Consider the following 15,339-nt stretch of genomic DNA (forward strand, 5'->3'; position numbering starts at 1 on the left):
TTCTTGAGCCATCCTGCATTAAGGGAGGCCATAATGGCGAAGTGGGTGTACACGTTCGGCGACGGTAAGGCAGAAGGTGCGGCAAGCGACCGCAATCTTCTCGGCGGCAAGGGGGCCAATCTGGCTGAGATGAGCAGTCTCGGTCTGCCCGTACCGCCCGGCTTTACGATCACGACCGAGGTCTGCACCTATTATTACGACCATGACAGGACCTATCCTTCCGAACTCACCGAGCAGGTTCAGGCAGCGCTCGCGCATATCGCGGCGCTGACCGGCCGCAATTTTGGCGATGCCGAAAAGCCGCTTCTGGTTTCGGTGCGCTCCGGTGCCCGTGCTTCCATGCCCGGCATGATGGACACGGTGCTCAATCTCGGCCTTAACGACGAGACAGTGCAGGCCATCGCCCGTGAATCGGGCGACGAGCGCTTTGCCTATGACAGCTATCGCCGCTTCATCCAGATGTATTCCGACGTGGTGCTGGGGGTTGATCACGGTTTCTTCGAGGAAATTCTGGAAGACAGGAAGGCCGCTCTCGGCGTCGATGTCGACACGGCGCTCACTGCCGACGACTGGAAGGACGTGATTGCGCTCTATAAAGCCAAGGTCGAGGAAGAACTGGGTCAGCCTTTCCCGCAGGACCCGCGTGAACAGCTCTGGGGCGCCATCGGTGCTGTATTTTCAAGCTGGATGAATGCCCGCGCCATCACCTATCGCCGCCTGCACAATATTCCGGCGGCCTGGGGCACGGCGGTCAATGTGCAGGCCATGGTGTTCGGTAATATGGGTGAAACATCTGCGACTGGCGTTGCCTTCACGCGCAATCCTTCAACGGGCGAAAACAAGCTTTACGGCGAATTTCTCGTCAATGCGCAGGGTGAAGACGTGGTGGCCGGTATCCGCACGCCGCAGAACATCACCGAGGAAGCGCGCATCGCCGCCGGTTCGGACAAGCCGTCGCTGGAAAAGGTGATGCCGGAAGCCTTTGCCGAATTCCTGAAGGTGGCGGATCGACTGGAACAGCACTATCGCGACATGCAGGATCTGGAATTCACCATCGAACGCGGCAAGCTGTGGATGCTCCAGACCCGTTCGGGCAAACGCACGGCCAAGGCCGCTCTGAAAATGGCCGTCGAAATGGCGGGCGAGGGCCTTATATCTGAGGAAGAAGCGGTGTTACGCGTCGATCCGGCAGCGCTCGACCAGCTCCTGCACCCGACCATCGATCCGCGCGCGGAACGTCAGGTGATCGGTCAGGGACTGCCCGCGTCGCCCGGCGCCGCCACCGGCGAGATTGTCTTCTCGTCGGAGGAGGCTGAACAGGCCAGGTCCGAAGGCCGCAAGGTCATTCTGGTCCGTATCGAAACAAGTCCTGAAGATATTCACGGGATGCACGCGGCGGAAGGCATTCTGACCACGCGCGGCGGCATGACCAGCCATGCGGCGGTCGTGGCGCGCGGCATGGGCAAGCCCTGCGTTTCCGGCGCCGGATCGCTGCGCGTCGACTATCGCAACGGCGTCATGCTCGCGGCAGGCCAGACCTTCGGCAAGGGCGATGTCATCACCGTCGATGGCGGTACGGGGCAGGTGCTGAAAGGCGCGGTTGCCATGTTGCAGCCGGAACTTTCCGGCGATTTCGGCAAACTGATGGAATGGGCGGACAAGTCGCGCCGCATGAAGGTGCGAGCCAATGCCGAAACCCCCGCCGATGCCCGCACGGCGCGCTCGTTTGGCGCGGAAGGCATCGGTCTGTGCCGCACCGAGCATATGTTCTTCGAGGGAAGCCGCATCGTTGCGATGCGCGAGATGATCCTTTCCGACAATGAGGAAGGCCGTCGCGCCGCTCTGGCAAAACTTCTGCCGATGCAGCGTTCGGATTTCGTCGAACTTTTCGAAATCATGAAGGGCCTGCCGGTCACGATCCGTCTGCTCGACCCGCCCTTGCACGAGTTCCTGCCGCATACGGACGAGGAAGTCGCGGAAGTGGCGGCCTCCATGGGGGTCGATGCGGCCAGGCTGCGCGAACGCGCCGATGCCTTGCACGAATTCAATCCCATGCTCGGCCATCGCGGTTGCCGTCTGGCAGTGTCCTACCCGGAAATCGCCGAGATGCAGGCCCGTGCCATTTTCGAGGCAGCCGTCGTCGCGGGCAAGGAAACCGGCGAACCGGTCGTGCCCGAAGTCATGGTGCCGCTGGTGGGCCTGAAGGCCGAACTCGATTTCGTCAAGGCGCGTATCGATGCGGTGGCAAAGGAAGTGATGAATGAGGCCGGCGTCCAGATCGACTATATGGTCGGCACGATGATCGAACTGCCGCGCGCGGCGCTTCGCGCCGGAGAAATCGCCGAAACGGCGGAATTCTTCTCGTTCGGAACCAACGATCTTACCCAGACCACATTCGGCATCTCGCGTGACGACGCATCGGCTTTCCTGACGTCCTATCAGAGCCGCGGCGTGATCGAGCAGGACCCGTTCGTCTCGCTCGATGTGGATGGCGTGGGCGAACTGGTGCAGATCGCCGCGGAGCGCGGACGCAAGACACGCGAGAAGATCAAGCTTGGCATCTGCGGCGAACACGGCGGCGATCCGTCCTCGATCGCGTTTTGTGAAAAGACCGGCCTCGACTATGTGTCCTGCTCGCCTTTCCGTGTGCCGATAGCCCGGCTTGCGGCGGCGCAGGCCGCTGTCCGCGAGGGCTGATAGGCCGCCATAATTTGGCTCGACTGCCGGAGTAGCCCTCCGGCAGTCATTTTTCTAAAAAAGATATTGCCATGTTTCGTTTGATTGCAGCGGCGACCGCCGCATTCACGTTCACGACCGGTATCGCCAGCGCCTATGATGTCGCCCCGCAAGAGCGGTTGCCGGATACGATCAGGATCGTCGAGCCGCAACTGCATATAGCGCGCGGAGGTCCTGCATCGCCGCAAGTGGCTCTGACGCTCGATGCCTGCATGGGCAGGACCGATCATCGTATCCTCGATATGCTGGTGCATAACCGTATTCCCGCTACGATTTTCGTGACGGGCCGCTGGGTAAGACAAAATCCCGAAGCCATCGTCGTCCTGAAGGCCAATCCCGATCTGTTCGACATCGAAAACCATGGCGCGATGCATGTTCCCGCCATCACGAATGAATCGAAAATGTATGGGATCAAGACAGCCGGATCGCTCGATAGGGTTCGTTTGGAGATCGACGGTGGAGCATCGGCCATCGCAGGTGTCGGGGCACCGAAGCCGCTCTGGTATCGCGATGCGACCGCCCGCTATTCGACGGACGCGATAAAGCTGGCGACGGGCATGGGTTACAGGATTGGCGGCTATTCATTGAATGGCGATCAGGGGGCATCCCTGCTTGCGCCGACGGTCGCGCGCCGTATAGCGGCCGCGCGCGACGGTGATGTCATCATTTCGCATATCAACCAGCCGACCCGGTCTGCCGGGGAGGGCGTTGCCAAGGGCATTCTGGCCTTGAAGGCGAAAGGTATGAATTTCGTACGTCTCAAGGATGTTGAGACGGAGATGGTGCTCAATCCGGTCGCTTCGCGCAATCTCCAGGCAGGCACACGAAAGCTGCGGAAACCCGCAGCGTCGAAATGACCGGAGCCGCGATGTCAGGCGCCGTTGACCTTTTCTTTCGGCGAAAGGCTTTTCATGACGGCGGCATAGTTGCGTCCGAGGCTCTCGAAAACCGCGTTCTCGCCGGTTAGCGGTTCTATGGACAAGGTCGTGCCGTCATTGCGCAGCGTAACGAAAATGACCTGATCTTCCGGCTCGCCTTCGATAGCGATTGCGCCGATACGTTGCGCTTCACTTGTATCGAGAGCAGGCATGTTGAAGAGAACTTCGCCGCCAACCCGTTCGGCAGCCTTGGCGAGAGCGGAGTCGAAGCCTTCGACCAGTACGTCGATCGTTCCGAGCGCGAATTCCAGTTCCACAGCTTCCAGTGTGGTCGCATCGTCTGCGGTGTCATCGCCTTTTGACTGGTTGCCATTTTGACGGGCGCGATCCATCCGGTCCTCTCCGACGATTCCGAAATTAACCCCCATTTCAACGATCATGCCCTCTGTTAGCAGTTGCTGCAACGCCTTTTTATTTGATTTACCTGGCTTTTTTCTCACTTATTCTTAAAGCCGGTGACGTTTGCAGGCTAACTGATCGCTGCCCCTAATGCGATTTGCCTGATCTATCAAGCACGCCAAACGTGTGTTGGTACTCTATTTTATAGGTCCCAGAATATTGGTGGTGTGGCTGAGGTGTCGCTTAGCGCACACAAGCCTTTTGCAGAAAACGATTCATGCTTCAGGATTTTGCCGAGTGAGAATCTCTCTGCTATTCATAGGTCCTGACCCTGGATGCCATAATGGGCAGGCGTTCAATGCCGAAATCGGATCGTCGGATACTGGCTGGGAAACTGTATGAGAAAATTTCGCTACCAGCGGCGTCAGTCGCGTTCTGCGGTCTGGGCACTTCGCCTCGGCGTTTTCGCGGTCATCCTGCTCGCTCTGGCATTCGTTCTGCACCGGTTCTGGACACTCGAAACGCCCGATCTCGTTCTGGTCGCTGGATTGAGCGCCGCCATTGCCATTCTTGCGCTCGTCTGTGCGGCCAAGGGGTTCCGAAATCTTTGGACCAATGGCGACAAGGGTGGCGCACGGTCGTTCTGGGGCGGAATTTTTGCCTTTGCCGTGTTGCTGCCGATCGGACTTGTGGCCGCGCTCTGGTATGCGTCGCCGCCGCTTTACGACCTGTCCACGGATTTCGAGACGCCGCCGCAGTTTCCAGCCAATATGCCGCCGCGCCTGCAATGGATGAACCCGCTTACGCTGGCGGTAAGCGGTGATGCGCTGGCGCAACTGACTGCCTATCCCGATGTCGTCGGACGCCGTTATGAAGCTGCGCCGGACCGCGTGGCGCAAGGTGTCGGGACTGTTCTCAAGGCTTTCGGGTGGCAGGAAAGCGCGCGAAACGCATCGCCATCGGAACAGAACGCGACGCGATTTGCCGTAACGGCGCATAGTTTCGTTCTGGGCCTGAAAAGCGATATCGTCATCCGCTTGCTGGACGAGGGCGAGGCGACCTATGTCGATGTGCGCTCGCTGTCGCGTTACGGCAAGCGCGATATGGGGCTGAACGCCGGTTTCATTACCGATTTTCTGGGTGCGCTGGAAAGCGAAGTCAACAAGGCTCCGGCGGACGTGGAATAATCAGCCGGGAAAATAAATGCTGTCGAGCGATGGATGGCCATCGGTCTTGACCTCGCCGCGCCCGACCAGATCTTCAAGATGCGCCAGAACGGATAAGGCCGCGGCGCCGTGCAGCCTTGGATCCGTTTCGCGATAGATCACTTTGACCATATCGGGGATCGTCCGGTCTCCCTGAAGGACGCGCTCGAGGACCGCACGCTCGCGCATTTTGCGATGCGCTCGCAGGCCGCGCACGAAAGCGGCCGGTTTGGTGACGGCGCCGCCATGGCCCGGCAGATAAACCGCATCGTCACGCGTCAGGAGCTTTTCAAGCGAAACCATATAATCGCTCATGGAACCGTCGGGCGGAGCGACGATGGATGTGGCCCAGGCCATCACATGATCGGCGGAAAACAGCACGCCCGTATCCTTCAGGCCGAACGCCATGTGGTTGGCGGCATGTCCCGGCGTATGGATGCCTTCGATCACCCAGCCGTCACCCTGGATTGCGGAGCCGTCGCCAAGCGCGATATCCGGGGTGAAATCCGTGTCGGCGCTTGCTTCGAGCATGTTGACTTCGCCCGCGTAATAGGCACGGGCAGGGCGATGCGGGCCTTCCGCGACCGTCAGCGCGCCGAGATTTTCCTTGAGACGTCGGGCAAGCGGCGAATGATCGCGATGGGTGTGGCTGACGAAGATATGGCTGACGGGGCGGCCGGCAATGGCCGCGATCAGCGCCTCGTAATGGGCCTCGTCTTCCGGGCCGGGATCGATGACCGCCAGTGTATTCGTGCCGATAATGTAGCTGTTGGTGCCATGGAAGGTGAAAGCGCTCGGATTATTGACGGTGAGGCGCAAAATGCCTTTACTCAGCTCAACTGCCTGCCCATACTGGGGAGTGAAACTGCTGTCGAAAACAAGCGCCATGGGAACGGCTTCCAGTTCTTCTTTGGTTCGATTGATGAAACGGCACAGGCCTTATATAGTCGGGTTTCGGACGTGAACAGTCACCATGCGATGACAATTGCGCCCATATCGGGATTAATGGTCAGCTTCCGATGTCAGGATGCCGCCAAAAGTGGAGTTGGATATGTCTCATAGAGCAAAGTCTCGCATTGCTACCGCCTCTCTCGCCGCAGGATATCTGCCCGCCAGTCAATTGGCGCGAGCGTTCTGGTTCGTCGGACTTGCGCTGATCGGGACAGCCGTTCTCGCCATTTCCGCCAAGATCAAGGTCGATCTCGTTTATGTCAACGTGACGATGCAGACCTTCGCCCTCTTTGCGATTTCGGCTCTTTACGGTTCGCGGCTTGCCGTTGCGACGGTGGCGCTCTACCTGCTCGAAGGCGCGCTCGGTATGCCGGTCTTCACCGGAACGCCTGAAAAAGGCATCGGCCTTGCCTATATGGTCGGTCCGACGGGCGGCTATCTGCTTTCCTATCTTGCCGCTGCGTGGATCGTCGGTCGCGCTGCCGACAAGGGACTGGCGCGCAATCCGTTCGCCCTCGGCGGCGCGATGCTTCTGGCCGAAGCCGTCATTCTCCTCATGGGAGCAGGCTGGATGGCCTATCTCTTCGGTCTGGAAAAGGGCATCGCCTTCGGCTTCGGTGTCTTCATCGTCGGCGATCTGGTAAAACTGGCGCTTGCCGCCTGCGGCGTGCCAGCAGTGACGTCGCTGCTGAAGCGCTGATCTGTTCGAAGTTTTTGTTTTTCGAAAGCCGGGCCTGTGCCCGGCTTTTTCTTGTTTCGGTTGAAACTGCTTCGCGATTGACAGGAGGCCCGTCGTCAAGCTTTGTCGTTGCGATATTCCATTTTCCGGGGAGGTTGATTTGCAAGTCGAGATTCTGGCGGTCGAGCGGCTGACGAAAGAGGCTTTTGCACCGTTTGGCGATGTGATCGAGGTGGAAGGGGCGGAGCTTCGCCTGATCAATAATGGCACGACGGAGCGCTTTCACGATCTTGCCCGTGTCGAAGCGGCGGGTACCGAAGCGCGGGTTCTCATCAATATTTTCAGGGGACAGTCGTTTGAGGCGCCGATCGATATCGTCATGATGGAGCGCCACCCCTTCGGTTCGCAGGCTTTCATTCCATTGAACGGTCGGCCCTTTCTCGTGGTCGTTGCGGAAGATGTCGATGACCGGCCGGTTCGTCCGCGCGTTTTTCTCGCGCGGGGCGATCAGGGCGTCAACTATCTGCGCAATGTCTGGCACCATCCGCTTCTGGCTCTGGAACGCAAATCGGATTTTCTGGTTGTCGACAGAGAGGGCAGGGAAGACAATCTGGAGGAATTCTTCCTCTCCGATGCGATCTACCGCATCGAAACGGTGAGCCCGGTTTGAGCATAGCGGGGGAAATTATGGCAAAGCTCTCCACGCATGTTCTCGACACTGCACAGGGTGTGCCGGCCGCAGCCATGCGCATCGAACTTTATCGCATGGCCGCAAACGGCACGCCGGAACTCATCAAGCGCGTCGTGACCAATCTCGATGGCCGGACCGATGCGCCTTTGCTTACGGGCGATGAGATGCGGACCGGCATTTACGAGTTGCAGTTTCATGTCGCCGAATATTTTGATGGTCGCGGGGCGGAACAGGCCAATCCGCCCTTTCTCGACCTTGTTCCGATCCGTTTCGCGATTGCCGATCCCGAAGGTCATTACCATGTGCCGCTCCTCGTCAGCCCGTGGTCATATTCGACCTATCGCGGCAGCTGAGCCGGACTTATCCCCTTCGCGGACAGATGAATTACACTCCTCGCATCATCCATTGCGAGGAGTTCTTCATGGACCAGACCCCAAATCTTGAACTACCCTATATTCTGCCAAGCCAGGCGCAAAAGCACGTTACCCACAATGAGGCCCTGCGCCTGCTCGACGCCATCGTGCATCTGAGCGTCAGGTCGCGCGGCCAGACCGACGCTCCCGCCACTCCCGATAGCGGCGCACGCTATATCGTAGCCACACCGGCTGCGGGACTTTGGCTGGGCAAGGATGGCATGATCGCCTTCTTCGTGGACGGCGGCTGGCTGTTTATCTCACCGGCCGCAGGCTGGCAGGCCTATGTCGAGGACGAGGCGCAGCTGCTCGTGTTCGACGGCGCTGTCTGGAATGGCGTGTCATCGATCCCGGAAAGCATGACCCTGTCCATGCTCGGCGTTCAGGCGACTGCCGATGCGGTCAACCGTCTGGTGATCTCGTCCGAGGCGAGCCTTTTCAACAATGCCGGTGCGGGCCATCAGATAAAGGTGAATAAGCAGGCATTGGCGGACACGGCAAGCCTTCTTTATCAGACCAACTGGACGGGCTTTGCCGAAATGGGCCTGAACGGCAGCAACGATTTCAGCGTAAAGGTCAGCGACGATGCGGGCCAATGGCGGGAGGCGGTCAAGGTTGACCATTCGACCGGCAATGTGGCCATCGGCTCGGTCTGGCCGCAGACCCGGCTTCAGGTCGATGGCCCCATCCGGCCGGCTTCCTATACGGTCGCGGCGTTGCCTCCGGCGGGCAGCCATGGTGCGGGGGCGCTGGTTTTCGTCTCCGACGGTTCTTCGGGCACGGAACTGGTCTATTCCGATGGCACAGGCTGGCGCAGCGTGCGTACCGGAACGGCAATCGCCTGATGACGTGTGCAGCGGTCTGGTCTGCACGGTCGCCCAAGGTCTGTTAACTCCATGCAATAGCAATTGATATGGCTCTGCCGGAGGACTCGTGTTAACGGTGGCGGGAAACTGAAACGGATCGTAACCGCAATAGTAGCATGAATAGCCTTATGGCGCTGGAATCGTTCCGGTATTTCTCTCCGATGGAGAGCGGGATAACACGCGTATGAGTTTGAAATATCCATGGCAAAGATTGGCGCTGCTGCCCCGCGCCAGTAAACAGGTCATATTGGTGCTGAGCGACTGCGTCCTGCTTTTGCTCAGTGCCTATCTGGCCTTTGTCATTCGTCTGGGGTTCGTTTTCGCGCCGAACAGAGCGCAGACATTCCTGATCTTCATCGCGCCCATTCTCGCCATCCCCGTGTTTATCCGTTTCGGGCTCTATCGGGCGATCATCCGCTACCTTGCCGAACGTGCGATCTGGCCGATCTTCCAGGCGACTGCCGTCGCATCCCTTTTCTGGGTCGCGCTGGTGTTCCTGACGGAGCTTTATGGCGGCACCGGCTTGCCGCGTTCGGTTCCCTTGCTGTACTGGCTCCTGAGCACGGTCCTGATAGCCGCGAGCCGGTTCGGCGCGAAATGGCTGTTGCGCAGTTCGGAAACGGGCAAGCATTATACCAGCTCCGCGCTCATCATTGGCGTCGGGGAGCCGGCGCGCCAGCTTGCGACGGCGCTGCGCAGTCACAGCGATACCCTTGTTGTCGGCTTTGTGGACCCCAGCGACCAGTTGAATGGCATGGACGTCATCGGCCTGCGTGTTTATGGCGTCGGAAGTATTCCGACACTGGTGGAAAATTACGGCATCAAGCAGGTGGTCGTCTCCGAGCCGGGGCTCGATCAAAAGCAAAGGCAGGACTTCGCGCGTCTTCTGGGTCGCCTGCCGGTCAATACGCGCATTCTTCCGCCCATCGCAGACCTGACGACAGGCAAATACCTTGTCAGTTCGCTGCGCAATGTGGAGATCGACGATCTGCTCGGGCGTTCGCCCGTTCCGCCGGATGTGGCTTTGCTGAACGACGTCGTGCAGGGACGACGCATCATGGTCACGGGGGCGGGCGGCTCCATCGGAAGCCAGTTGTGCCGCACGATCGCCCAATGGAACCCGGCCTGCATCCTGTTGTTTGAATCGAGCGAATTCGCGCTTTACAATATCGACAGGCAGTTGAGGCAGATTGCCAGTTGCGAAATCGTGCCGATTCTCGGTTCGGTGCGTGACCGCTCCTGCGTCGAGAAGGCCCTGCGCGATTACAATATAGATACAGTCTACCATTGCGCGGCCTACAAGCATGTGCCGCTGGTCGAGAAGAATTCGCTGATCGGCATCCATAACAACGTTTTTGGCACGCTGGAGGTCGCAGAAGCTGCTCTCCAGACCGATGTGGAACGTTTTGTCCTGATTTCCTCCGATAAGGCTGTGCGTCCGACCAATGTGATGGGCGCGACCAAGCGCTGGGCCGAACTGGTCGTCTACTATTACGGTATGCTGGCGGAGCAGGTCGGAAAGAAGAAAGCTTTTTATTCCGTCCGTTTCGGCAATGTGTTGGGGTCCAACGGTTCTGTTGTCCCGCTTTTCCGCGAGCAGATCGGAAATGGTGGACCGATCACCCTGACGCATGAGGACATGACGCGTTATTTCATGTCGATCAAGGAAGCTGCGGAACTCATCGTGCAATCGGGCGGTATTGCCGAATCCGGCGACACGGTTCTGCTGGAAATGGGGGAGCCGGTTAAAATCCGCGACCTGGCCGAGAATATGGTTCTTCTGGCGGGACTGACTGTCCGCAACGAGGAAAACCCCCAGGGCGACATTGCCATCGAGATCACGGGAATTCGTGAAGGTGAGAAAATGTACGAAGAGCTCTTCTATGAGCCTTCAATGGCGCAGCCGACACGCCACCCGAAGATCATGCGCGCGCCGCAGGGCAACAAGGCGGCGGTGGACGTGCCTGCCAGCCTGACAGCGCTTCGTGCGGCGATGGAGAGCGGCGACGTAGCGGCTGTGCGCAAAGTGCTTTTCGACGTCATAGCTTCCTGAAACGGCCCCGGAAGTCCAGAAGCAGGACCAGCGTCGCCACAACGGCGACCAGCAGGAACGCGATCCGGGCAAGCATATGGTCCAGCGCCAGCATGGCGACTGCGCAAACGATAAGGATCAGGTTCAAAAACGCGACATGGCCGACCACCTTGGGGACGCTCCAGCCCGAGCGTTTAGCGGCCTGATAGGCGTGTTTCGAATGCGCTTTCAGAATGTTCTCGCCCTGGCTCAAACGCATCGCGATCGTCGTCCCGGCATCGAGAACGTAATAAAGCGGCAGGATCAGCGCGGCAGCCAGATTTGTCTCGCGAGCAAGCAGGAGCAGCGCTGTCCCGGCGATAAGGCCGAGCGGCAGACTGCCGGAATCACCGAGAAACACTTTTGCCGGTGGGCGGTTGAAGAAGGCGAAGCCCAGCAAACCGCCCGCTGCGACAGTGCCGATGCCTCCGCTTTCCAATCCGGCCAGCCCGACTGCGGCCAGAATGCCCACACCCAGCAAAGGCAGGCCGATGCCTGCGGCGGTCATCAGGTCGAGGCCGTCCATGAAATTGGTGACATTGATCGCAACCAGCAGCGCGAAGACGATCAGAACGCCTTCCAGCCAATGGGGCAGGAGGCCGGGCAGTAACCGGAATTCAGGCCCCAGGCCGTAGAAGACCAGCCCGGCGGCAAGGATTTGCGAGCCGAGCCTGATGGCTTCGGACAACTCATAGCGGTCGTCCAGTCCGCCGACGATCCATAACAGAAGCGATGCCGCCGAAAGGCAAAGGACGAGAAGCGCGTTCACCTCCAGATCGGGAGCGAAGATCAGCAGCGTTATGATGATCGCGGGAATTAGGGCCAGTCCGCCGATCTGCCGCGCTGCGACGCTGTGATTTGATCGCGACGTGATGCGCGCGCCAAGAAAGCTCGATGGCAGCAGCCGGTTCAGCAAATAAAGGCCGATGGCACACAGGACGGCGCTAACAAGGAACGAAATCAGCAAAAACAGCATAGCGAACACCAGAAACCAGTTTGTATCAGGAAGTAACAGCTTTGCGGCGGGACGCAAATCGCCGGTTCTGCTTTTGGCCGCATAGCGGTGGATAGACGGTCGGAAAGCGTGTGAGCCGCGCCCTGTAAACCCGTGTTGGATTCCGTCATTAGATGATTGCACTTGATTATCGAAGCGGTTATAAGGCCGCGCAACCAAGTGCTTCGGCACGATTTGTTGGGGCGTAGCCAAGTGGTAAGGCAGCGGTTTTTGGTACCGCCATTCCCTGGTTCGAATCCAGGCGCCCCAGCCATTCAAAATTATCCAATAAAAACAATGATGTTTTAATACACCGGAACACCAAACCGGAACACTTTACCGACTCATAAAACCGGAACACTGCCTGTGGATAACCAATAAGATATATAACACGTCTGGATTGAAGCGTTCTCGATTCTCTACCATTATGACCAATTGGGGTTATTGCTAACTAGGGGGTACGGTGCGTAAAACAATCCACTACAGACGAGTAGAGTGGTTTAATCAGCAGCCAAATGATGACGTGGTTGTGTTTCTGACTGAAGCACTAGCTGGCCGACCTCATGTTGATGCAACCCGCTTCCCCATTGCTGGAGAGACTTGCGAAGTTCGTCATCGAGATAATCGCGATGGTAAACTTTGTATCCACCTTTCGACATATGTGAATGGTTCTAGAAAGGGCGTAACGCCACAAGTCCTAGGTCTGGAAAATGCTGACTTAGATGACGCTCCTGCGCCAGACGGTGCTGAGTTTACGGAACGTGAGATTGTTATTGTGCTTACTCAGGATGCCGTTGCATTCGTCACGCAAGGGCACGTTCATCCAAAGTTTGTCGAGCGGGCGATACGTGGTTTGCTATTGTTGGAACATGGTGCCGAGGTCAGCAATCGATTTTCATTAGCGGCCAGAGCTGATCCAGCGGTTGTTCAGCGCTTGCTGGATGAAGGTGTTCAACTCCTAGATATGGGTTTATCCCTAAATCAGGCAGAAGCTGATCAAATAATTGAAGGGCAACCGGAGTCTATTACCGAAAGTATAGGTAGAACTATCAAGGATGCGCTATCGGCAAGGTTTCACGCAGAATTGTCGGATGATGATATCGATTCATTGGCCAGTGCAAACGCGCACTTAGTTCTTAATTTTAAGAAAAGTGCGCCTTTAAACCAAATTGAAAGCTTAACCACCTTAGCCGAAAGTGTGATAGAGGGTGATGAGCAATTTAAGATTAAGACGGTCCGAGGAAATTATTTTACACGAGATCAACTCCTATTAAAGAATACGTACACTCAACCCGGAGGCGCCGCTTATCTCAGTTTCGTTCTAGCGTGGGATAATGCGATCCAGTTTCTGAATGACGTTGATGAATAAGAAAAAGCGAGAAATTGAATATGGAAGAATCGCGTATGCTGCGAGCGGCGTACTGATTTCGCTTGGGCTTTCATATTTATTTTCTGACCGATTAAAGAATACCGCTGACATAATTTCTTATGTCGCAACCGTATTCTCTATTCTAGCTGGCGTCGTTATAGCAATTGTTTCAATACTTGGTGAGCCGAGTATGATTGCAGAGAGTTCGTGGCGTAAGGATTTTTACGCTGCGAAAGAAATACAAAGAAAAATCCATCGTCACACGGATGTATTTGTTCTTTATATCGTTCTTCTTTCTGCGTTATTTGTATTTTCGCTATTGAGTCCTAGTGATTCAATATTCAAATACATACAGTCATCCTGCTTTTTCTTGATTTCTTTATCTTTCTGGATGTCTCTTAGTTTACCATTTTCATTGAAGGCCATTCAGCAGAAGAGAATGAATAAGGCGATAGCCTCCCGACAAAAATCACAAGGTGAATCCAAGTAAGAATTGTGCAGAACTATCGCCTATCGATCAAGCAGCGCTCTGGCGCTCTGCCTCATCACCGGGAACAACATTCAGGTGCTTCACAAGCGCCAAGCCAATCTCACTCATCGGATCGTAGCCAAGTCCAGCGCCATCATTGTAGGGCGCTAGAATAATATCTCGTATTTCCGCCATGGCGGCTTGCCAACGCGTTTCATCAATCAAAATGGGTTGAGGGACTCCAGAATCAGAAACGCTCTCAGTGACTCGCTGTGTGGATTCTGGAATCGGTGCGGTATTCTGTGTTTCGTTAGCCGCTTCTGTCAGGAAGTTCGCCAGCCCTTCATTGTATCCGCATAGGTGCTGAATACACGCATCAAGGACGGCGGTGCGTTGTGCATCTGCGAAGATCGCCTTGAACGTGTCCGGGTGCGCACCGAGCGGGATAATGCCCGCAACTTTAATGATTGCCGAGGTTGCAGCCATCATCAGGCCGGTGATCTCGTTCGTCTGGTCTTGGGTAAGGAAAGGTACGACGGTCATAAATTCTACTCCTAGTGTTGCATGGTGCGCGTCGGCGCTGTGTGCATATGGATAGGAATAGACTTCTGTCTAATCAAGCATAAAATGCAAAACTAACGAAAAGATACTTTTTAATAACTAATTGATTAGTTAGTTTTACTTTGCATTTGTCCGGTTGTTATCGTGGAGCGCCTTGATTAATTGCTTCAATTCGCCGGATATAGCTGTAATTCCCTTTAGGTTGTGCTCCATTTTGCTACGCGTCTCTTTTGCCGACTTCTCTAGGTAATAGAAATATCGCAAAGGATCATAAAGCGGCGCTACGTGGCTTTGTGTGCCTGTTCCTGTGGAGCCGCCAGCTTTGTTTAAAACACTGTGCAATCGCTGCTCTATGCCTGTGCGCTCCATTTCCGGGATTATGATAGCGCCGTGAATGTGAAGCGTACCTTCCTTAGAAAACTCAAACCGGAAGCTGTAGGGTAAAACTTTCCCGAACTCCTGTTTGAGTGCCGGACGCAAGTGATCCCTGCAAAAAACTGTTGCCGGATCGCTGGCCGCTAAAAGCTTCCACGCTAATTGTGCCGAGAACGTAAGCCGGAAGCTGTAGCCCCCATGGCGCTCAGTTTCGATAAAACTTAGTGCAAGCTTGTCATTGAGATTAAGATCGTGCCAGCGCCTTCTGAATGGGTCTGGCAGTTCTTCTATGGTGCGACTGGTTATTGCAGGACGCGGTTTAATGCCGTCAGGTGTGTGAAGCGGCTCGTTCTTGGCAAGTGTGAATAATGTAGGTTTTGGCGTGATTTTTTGGTTTTTGGTTTTTAGGCCTGTTTTTGGATGATTTGTGAATGGTGTTTTTAGGGTGTTTTGCGTGGTATTGTTATTAGTATTAATTATTTTAAGTGAGGCACCATTCTGCGGCACATGCTGAATAACCTGCATTTCCGGGGTTTTTGGTGCATTTTGGGTTCTAGCCGTTTCCCAAAATTCGCTAGTTTCGTCACTGGCCTGCCCCTATGATGTGGTCCGGTTTCAATCTTAATGCATGATCGGCTTCTGAGCCATCATCTGGGCAGATGATGGCGCTGACCCGCGTGAC

The 15,339-nt window shown here is 56.3% G+C and carries 15 protein-coding genes and 1 tRNA gene; 11 read left to right on the top strand and 5 right to left on the bottom strand.

From position 1 onward, the window contains the following. The first annotated feature begins 33 nt into the window (after nt 1-33). Nucleotides 34-2,697: a pyruvate, phosphate dikinase gene (ppdK, locus tag FHS76_RS16345; RefSeq protein ID WP_183655066.1), complete on the top strand. Its 2,664-nt coding sequence runs from the start codon at nt 34-36 to the stop codon at nt 2,695-2,697. Between the two features lie 71 nt (nt 2,698-2,768). Further along, nucleotides 2,769-3,593, top strand: a complete 825-nt coding sequence (locus FHS76_RS16350; RefSeq protein ID WP_183655068.1) for a polysaccharide deacetylase family protein — start codon at nt 2,769-2,771, stop codon at nt 3,591-3,593. A 14-nt stretch (nt 3,594-3,607) separates the two neighbouring features. On the opposite strand, the gene FHS76_RS16355 is transcribed toward FHS76_RS16350, so the two are convergent. Beyond that, complete coding sequence (locus FHS76_RS16355) at nt 3,608-4,006, bottom strand: hypothetical protein (protein WP_183655071.1); 399 nt, start codon at nt 4,004-4,006, stop codon at nt 3,608-3,610. A gap of 405 nt (nt 4,007-4,411) precedes the next feature. Here FHS76_RS16355 and FHS76_RS16360 point away from each other — a divergent pair, with 405 nt between their 5' ends. Next, complete coding sequence (locus FHS76_RS16360; RefSeq protein WP_183655074.1) at nt 4,412-5,200, top strand: DUF1499 domain-containing protein; 789 nt, start codon at nt 4,412-4,414, stop codon at nt 5,198-5,200. On the opposite strand, the gene FHS76_RS16365 is transcribed toward FHS76_RS16360, so the two are convergent. Beyond that, nucleotides 5,201-6,106, bottom strand: coding sequence for an MBL fold metallo-hydrolase (locus FHS76_RS16365; RefSeq protein ID WP_183655079.1), 906 nt, complete (start codon nt 6,104-6,106; stop codon nt 5,201-5,203). It lies immediately after the preceding gene. 163 nt (nt 6,107-6,269) lie between these two features. Here FHS76_RS16365 and FHS76_RS16370 point away from each other — a divergent pair, with 163 nt between their 5' ends. The 5 genes from FHS76_RS16370 to FHS76_RS16390 all read left to right on the top strand — a co-directional run bounded on the left by FHS76_RS16370 (nt 6,270) and on the right by FHS76_RS16390 (nt 10,871). Continuing rightward, a complete protein-coding gene (locus FHS76_RS16370) occupies nt 6,270-6,869 on the top strand; it encodes a biotin transporter BioY (protein WP_183655082.1) in 600 nt (199 codons plus the stop codon). A 139-nt stretch (nt 6,870-7,008) separates the two neighbouring features. Further along, nucleotides 7,009-7,518 carry an ureidoglycolate lyase gene (locus FHS76_RS16375; protein ID WP_183655085.1) on the top strand — a complete coding sequence of 170 codons (510 nt, stop codon included), beginning with the start codon at nt 7,009-7,011 and terminating at the stop codon, nt 7,516-7,518. 17 nt (nt 7,519-7,535) lie between these two features. Beyond that, nucleotides 7,536-7,892 carry a hydroxyisourate hydrolase gene (gene uraH, locus FHS76_RS16380; RefSeq protein WP_183655101.1) on the top strand — a complete coding sequence of 119 codons (357 nt, stop codon included), beginning with the start codon at nt 7,536-7,538 and terminating at the stop codon, nt 7,890-7,892. Between the two features lie 68 nt (nt 7,893-7,960). Next, nucleotides 7,961-8,797, top strand: coding sequence for a DUF2793 domain-containing protein (locus FHS76_RS16385; protein ID WP_183655104.1), 837 nt, complete (start codon nt 7,961-7,963; stop codon nt 8,795-8,797). A 205-nt stretch (nt 8,798-9,002) separates the two neighbouring features. Further along, nucleotides 9,003-10,871: a polysaccharide biosynthesis protein gene (locus FHS76_RS16390; RefSeq protein ID WP_183655107.1), complete on the top strand. Its 1,869-nt coding sequence runs from the start codon at nt 9,003-9,005 to the stop codon at nt 10,869-10,871. Here FHS76_RS16390 and FHS76_RS16395 read toward each other — a convergent pair. After that, nucleotides 10,858-11,865 (bottom strand): MraY family glycosyltransferase, encoded by a 1,008-nt coding sequence (locus tag FHS76_RS16395; RefSeq protein ID WP_183655110.1) that lies wholly within the window; start codon nt 11,863-11,865, stop codon nt 10,858-10,860. The genes FHS76_RS16390 and FHS76_RS16395 overlap by 14 nt on opposite strands. 217 nt (nt 11,866-12,082) lie before the next feature. On the opposite strand from FHS76_RS16395, the gene FHS76_RS16400 reads away from it, so the two are divergent. The 3 genes from FHS76_RS16400 (at nt 12,083) to FHS76_RS16410 (ending at nt 13,742) form a co-directional block, all read left to right on the top strand. Further along, nucleotides 12,083-12,157, top strand: a tRNA-Gln gene (locus tag FHS76_RS16400). A 189-nt stretch (nt 12,158-12,346) separates the two neighbouring features. Then, on the top strand, nt 12,347-13,252 hold the full coding sequence (locus FHS76_RS16405; protein WP_183655113.1) for a hypothetical protein: 906 nt from the start codon (nt 12,347-12,349) through the stop codon (nt 13,250-13,252). Next, the gene (locus FHS76_RS16410; RefSeq protein WP_183655116.1) at nt 13,245-13,742 is read left to right on the top strand and encodes a hypothetical protein; all 498 of its coding nucleotides are present in this window, start codon (nt 13,245-13,247) and stop codon (nt 13,740-13,742) included. Before FHS76_RS16405 ends, FHS76_RS16410 begins: the two co-directional genes overlap by 8 nt. Nucleotides 13,743-13,769: 27 nt before the next feature. Here FHS76_RS16410 and FHS76_RS16415 read toward each other — a convergent pair whose 3' ends face one another. Together FHS76_RS16415 and FHS76_RS16420 are read right to left on the bottom strand one after the other, a co-directional pair. Then, a complete protein-coding gene (locus tag FHS76_RS16415) occupies nt 13,770-14,264 on the bottom strand; it encodes a hypothetical protein (RefSeq protein ID WP_183655119.1) in 495 nt (164 codons plus the stop codon). Between the two features lie 135 nt (nt 14,265-14,399). Beyond that, a complete protein-coding gene (locus tag FHS76_RS16420) occupies nt 14,400-15,182 on the bottom strand; it encodes a helitron helicase-like domain-containing protein (protein ID WP_183655122.1) in 783 nt (260 codons plus the stop codon). Between the last annotated feature and the right edge of the window lie 157 nt (nt 15,183-15,339).

Origin of the sequence: Brucella daejeonensis, from assembly GCF_014199265.1 — a bacterium.
GTDB classification, from domain to species: domain Bacteria; phylum Pseudomonadota; class Alphaproteobacteria; order Rhizobiales; family Rhizobiaceae; genus Brucella; species Brucella daejeonensis.

What these genes read in the sequence shown, in the direction of transcription:
- ppdK (WP_183655066.1), top strand. Translation starts at nt 34, where the DNA reads ATGGCGAAGTGGGTGTACACGTTCGGCGACGGTAAGGCAGAAGGTGCG.
- FHS76_RS16350 (WP_183655068.1), top strand. Translation starts at nt 2,769, where the DNA reads ATGTTTCGTTTGATTGCAGCGGCGACCGCCGCATTCACGTTCACGACC.
- FHS76_RS16355 (WP_183655071.1), bottom strand. Translation starts at nt 4,006, where the DNA reads ATGGATCGCGCCCGTCAAAATGGCAACCAGTCAAAAGGCGATGACACC.
- FHS76_RS16360 (WP_183655074.1), top strand. Translation starts at nt 4,412, where the DNA reads ATGAGAAAATTTCGCTACCAGCGGCGTCAGTCGCGTTCTGCGGTCTGG.
- FHS76_RS16365 (WP_183655079.1), bottom strand. Translation starts at nt 6,106, where the DNA reads ATGGCGCTTGTTTTCGACAGCAGTTTCACTCCCCAGTATGGGCAGGCA.
- FHS76_RS16370 (WP_183655082.1), top strand. Translation starts at nt 6,270, where the DNA reads ATGTCTCATAGAGCAAAGTCTCGCATTGCTACCGCCTCTCTCGCCGCA.
- uraH (WP_183655101.1), top strand. Translation starts at nt 7,536, where the DNA reads ATGGCAAAGCTCTCCACGCATGTTCTCGACACTGCACAGGGTGTGCCG.
- FHS76_RS16385 (WP_183655104.1), top strand. Translation starts at nt 7,961, where the DNA reads ATGGACCAGACCCCAAATCTTGAACTACCCTATATTCTGCCAAGCCAG.
- FHS76_RS16390 (WP_183655107.1), top strand. Translation starts at nt 9,003, where the DNA reads ATGAGTTTGAAATATCCATGGCAAAGATTGGCGCTGCTGCCCCGCGCC.
- FHS76_RS16395 (WP_183655110.1), bottom strand. Translation starts at nt 11,865, where the DNA reads ATGCTGTTTTTGCTGATTTCGTTCCTTGTTAGCGCCGTCCTGTGTGCC.
- FHS76_RS16410 (WP_183655116.1), top strand. Translation starts at nt 13,245, where the DNA reads ATGAATAAGAAAAAGCGAGAAATTGAATATGGAAGAATCGCGTATGCT.
- FHS76_RS16415 (WP_183655119.1), bottom strand. Translation starts at nt 14,264, where the DNA reads ATGACCGTCGTACCTTTCCTTACCCAAGACCAGACGAACGAGATCACC.
- FHS76_RS16420 (WP_183655122.1), bottom strand. Translation starts at nt 15,182, where the DNA reads ATGCAGGTTATTCAGCATGTGCCGCAGAATGGTGCCTCACTTAAAATA.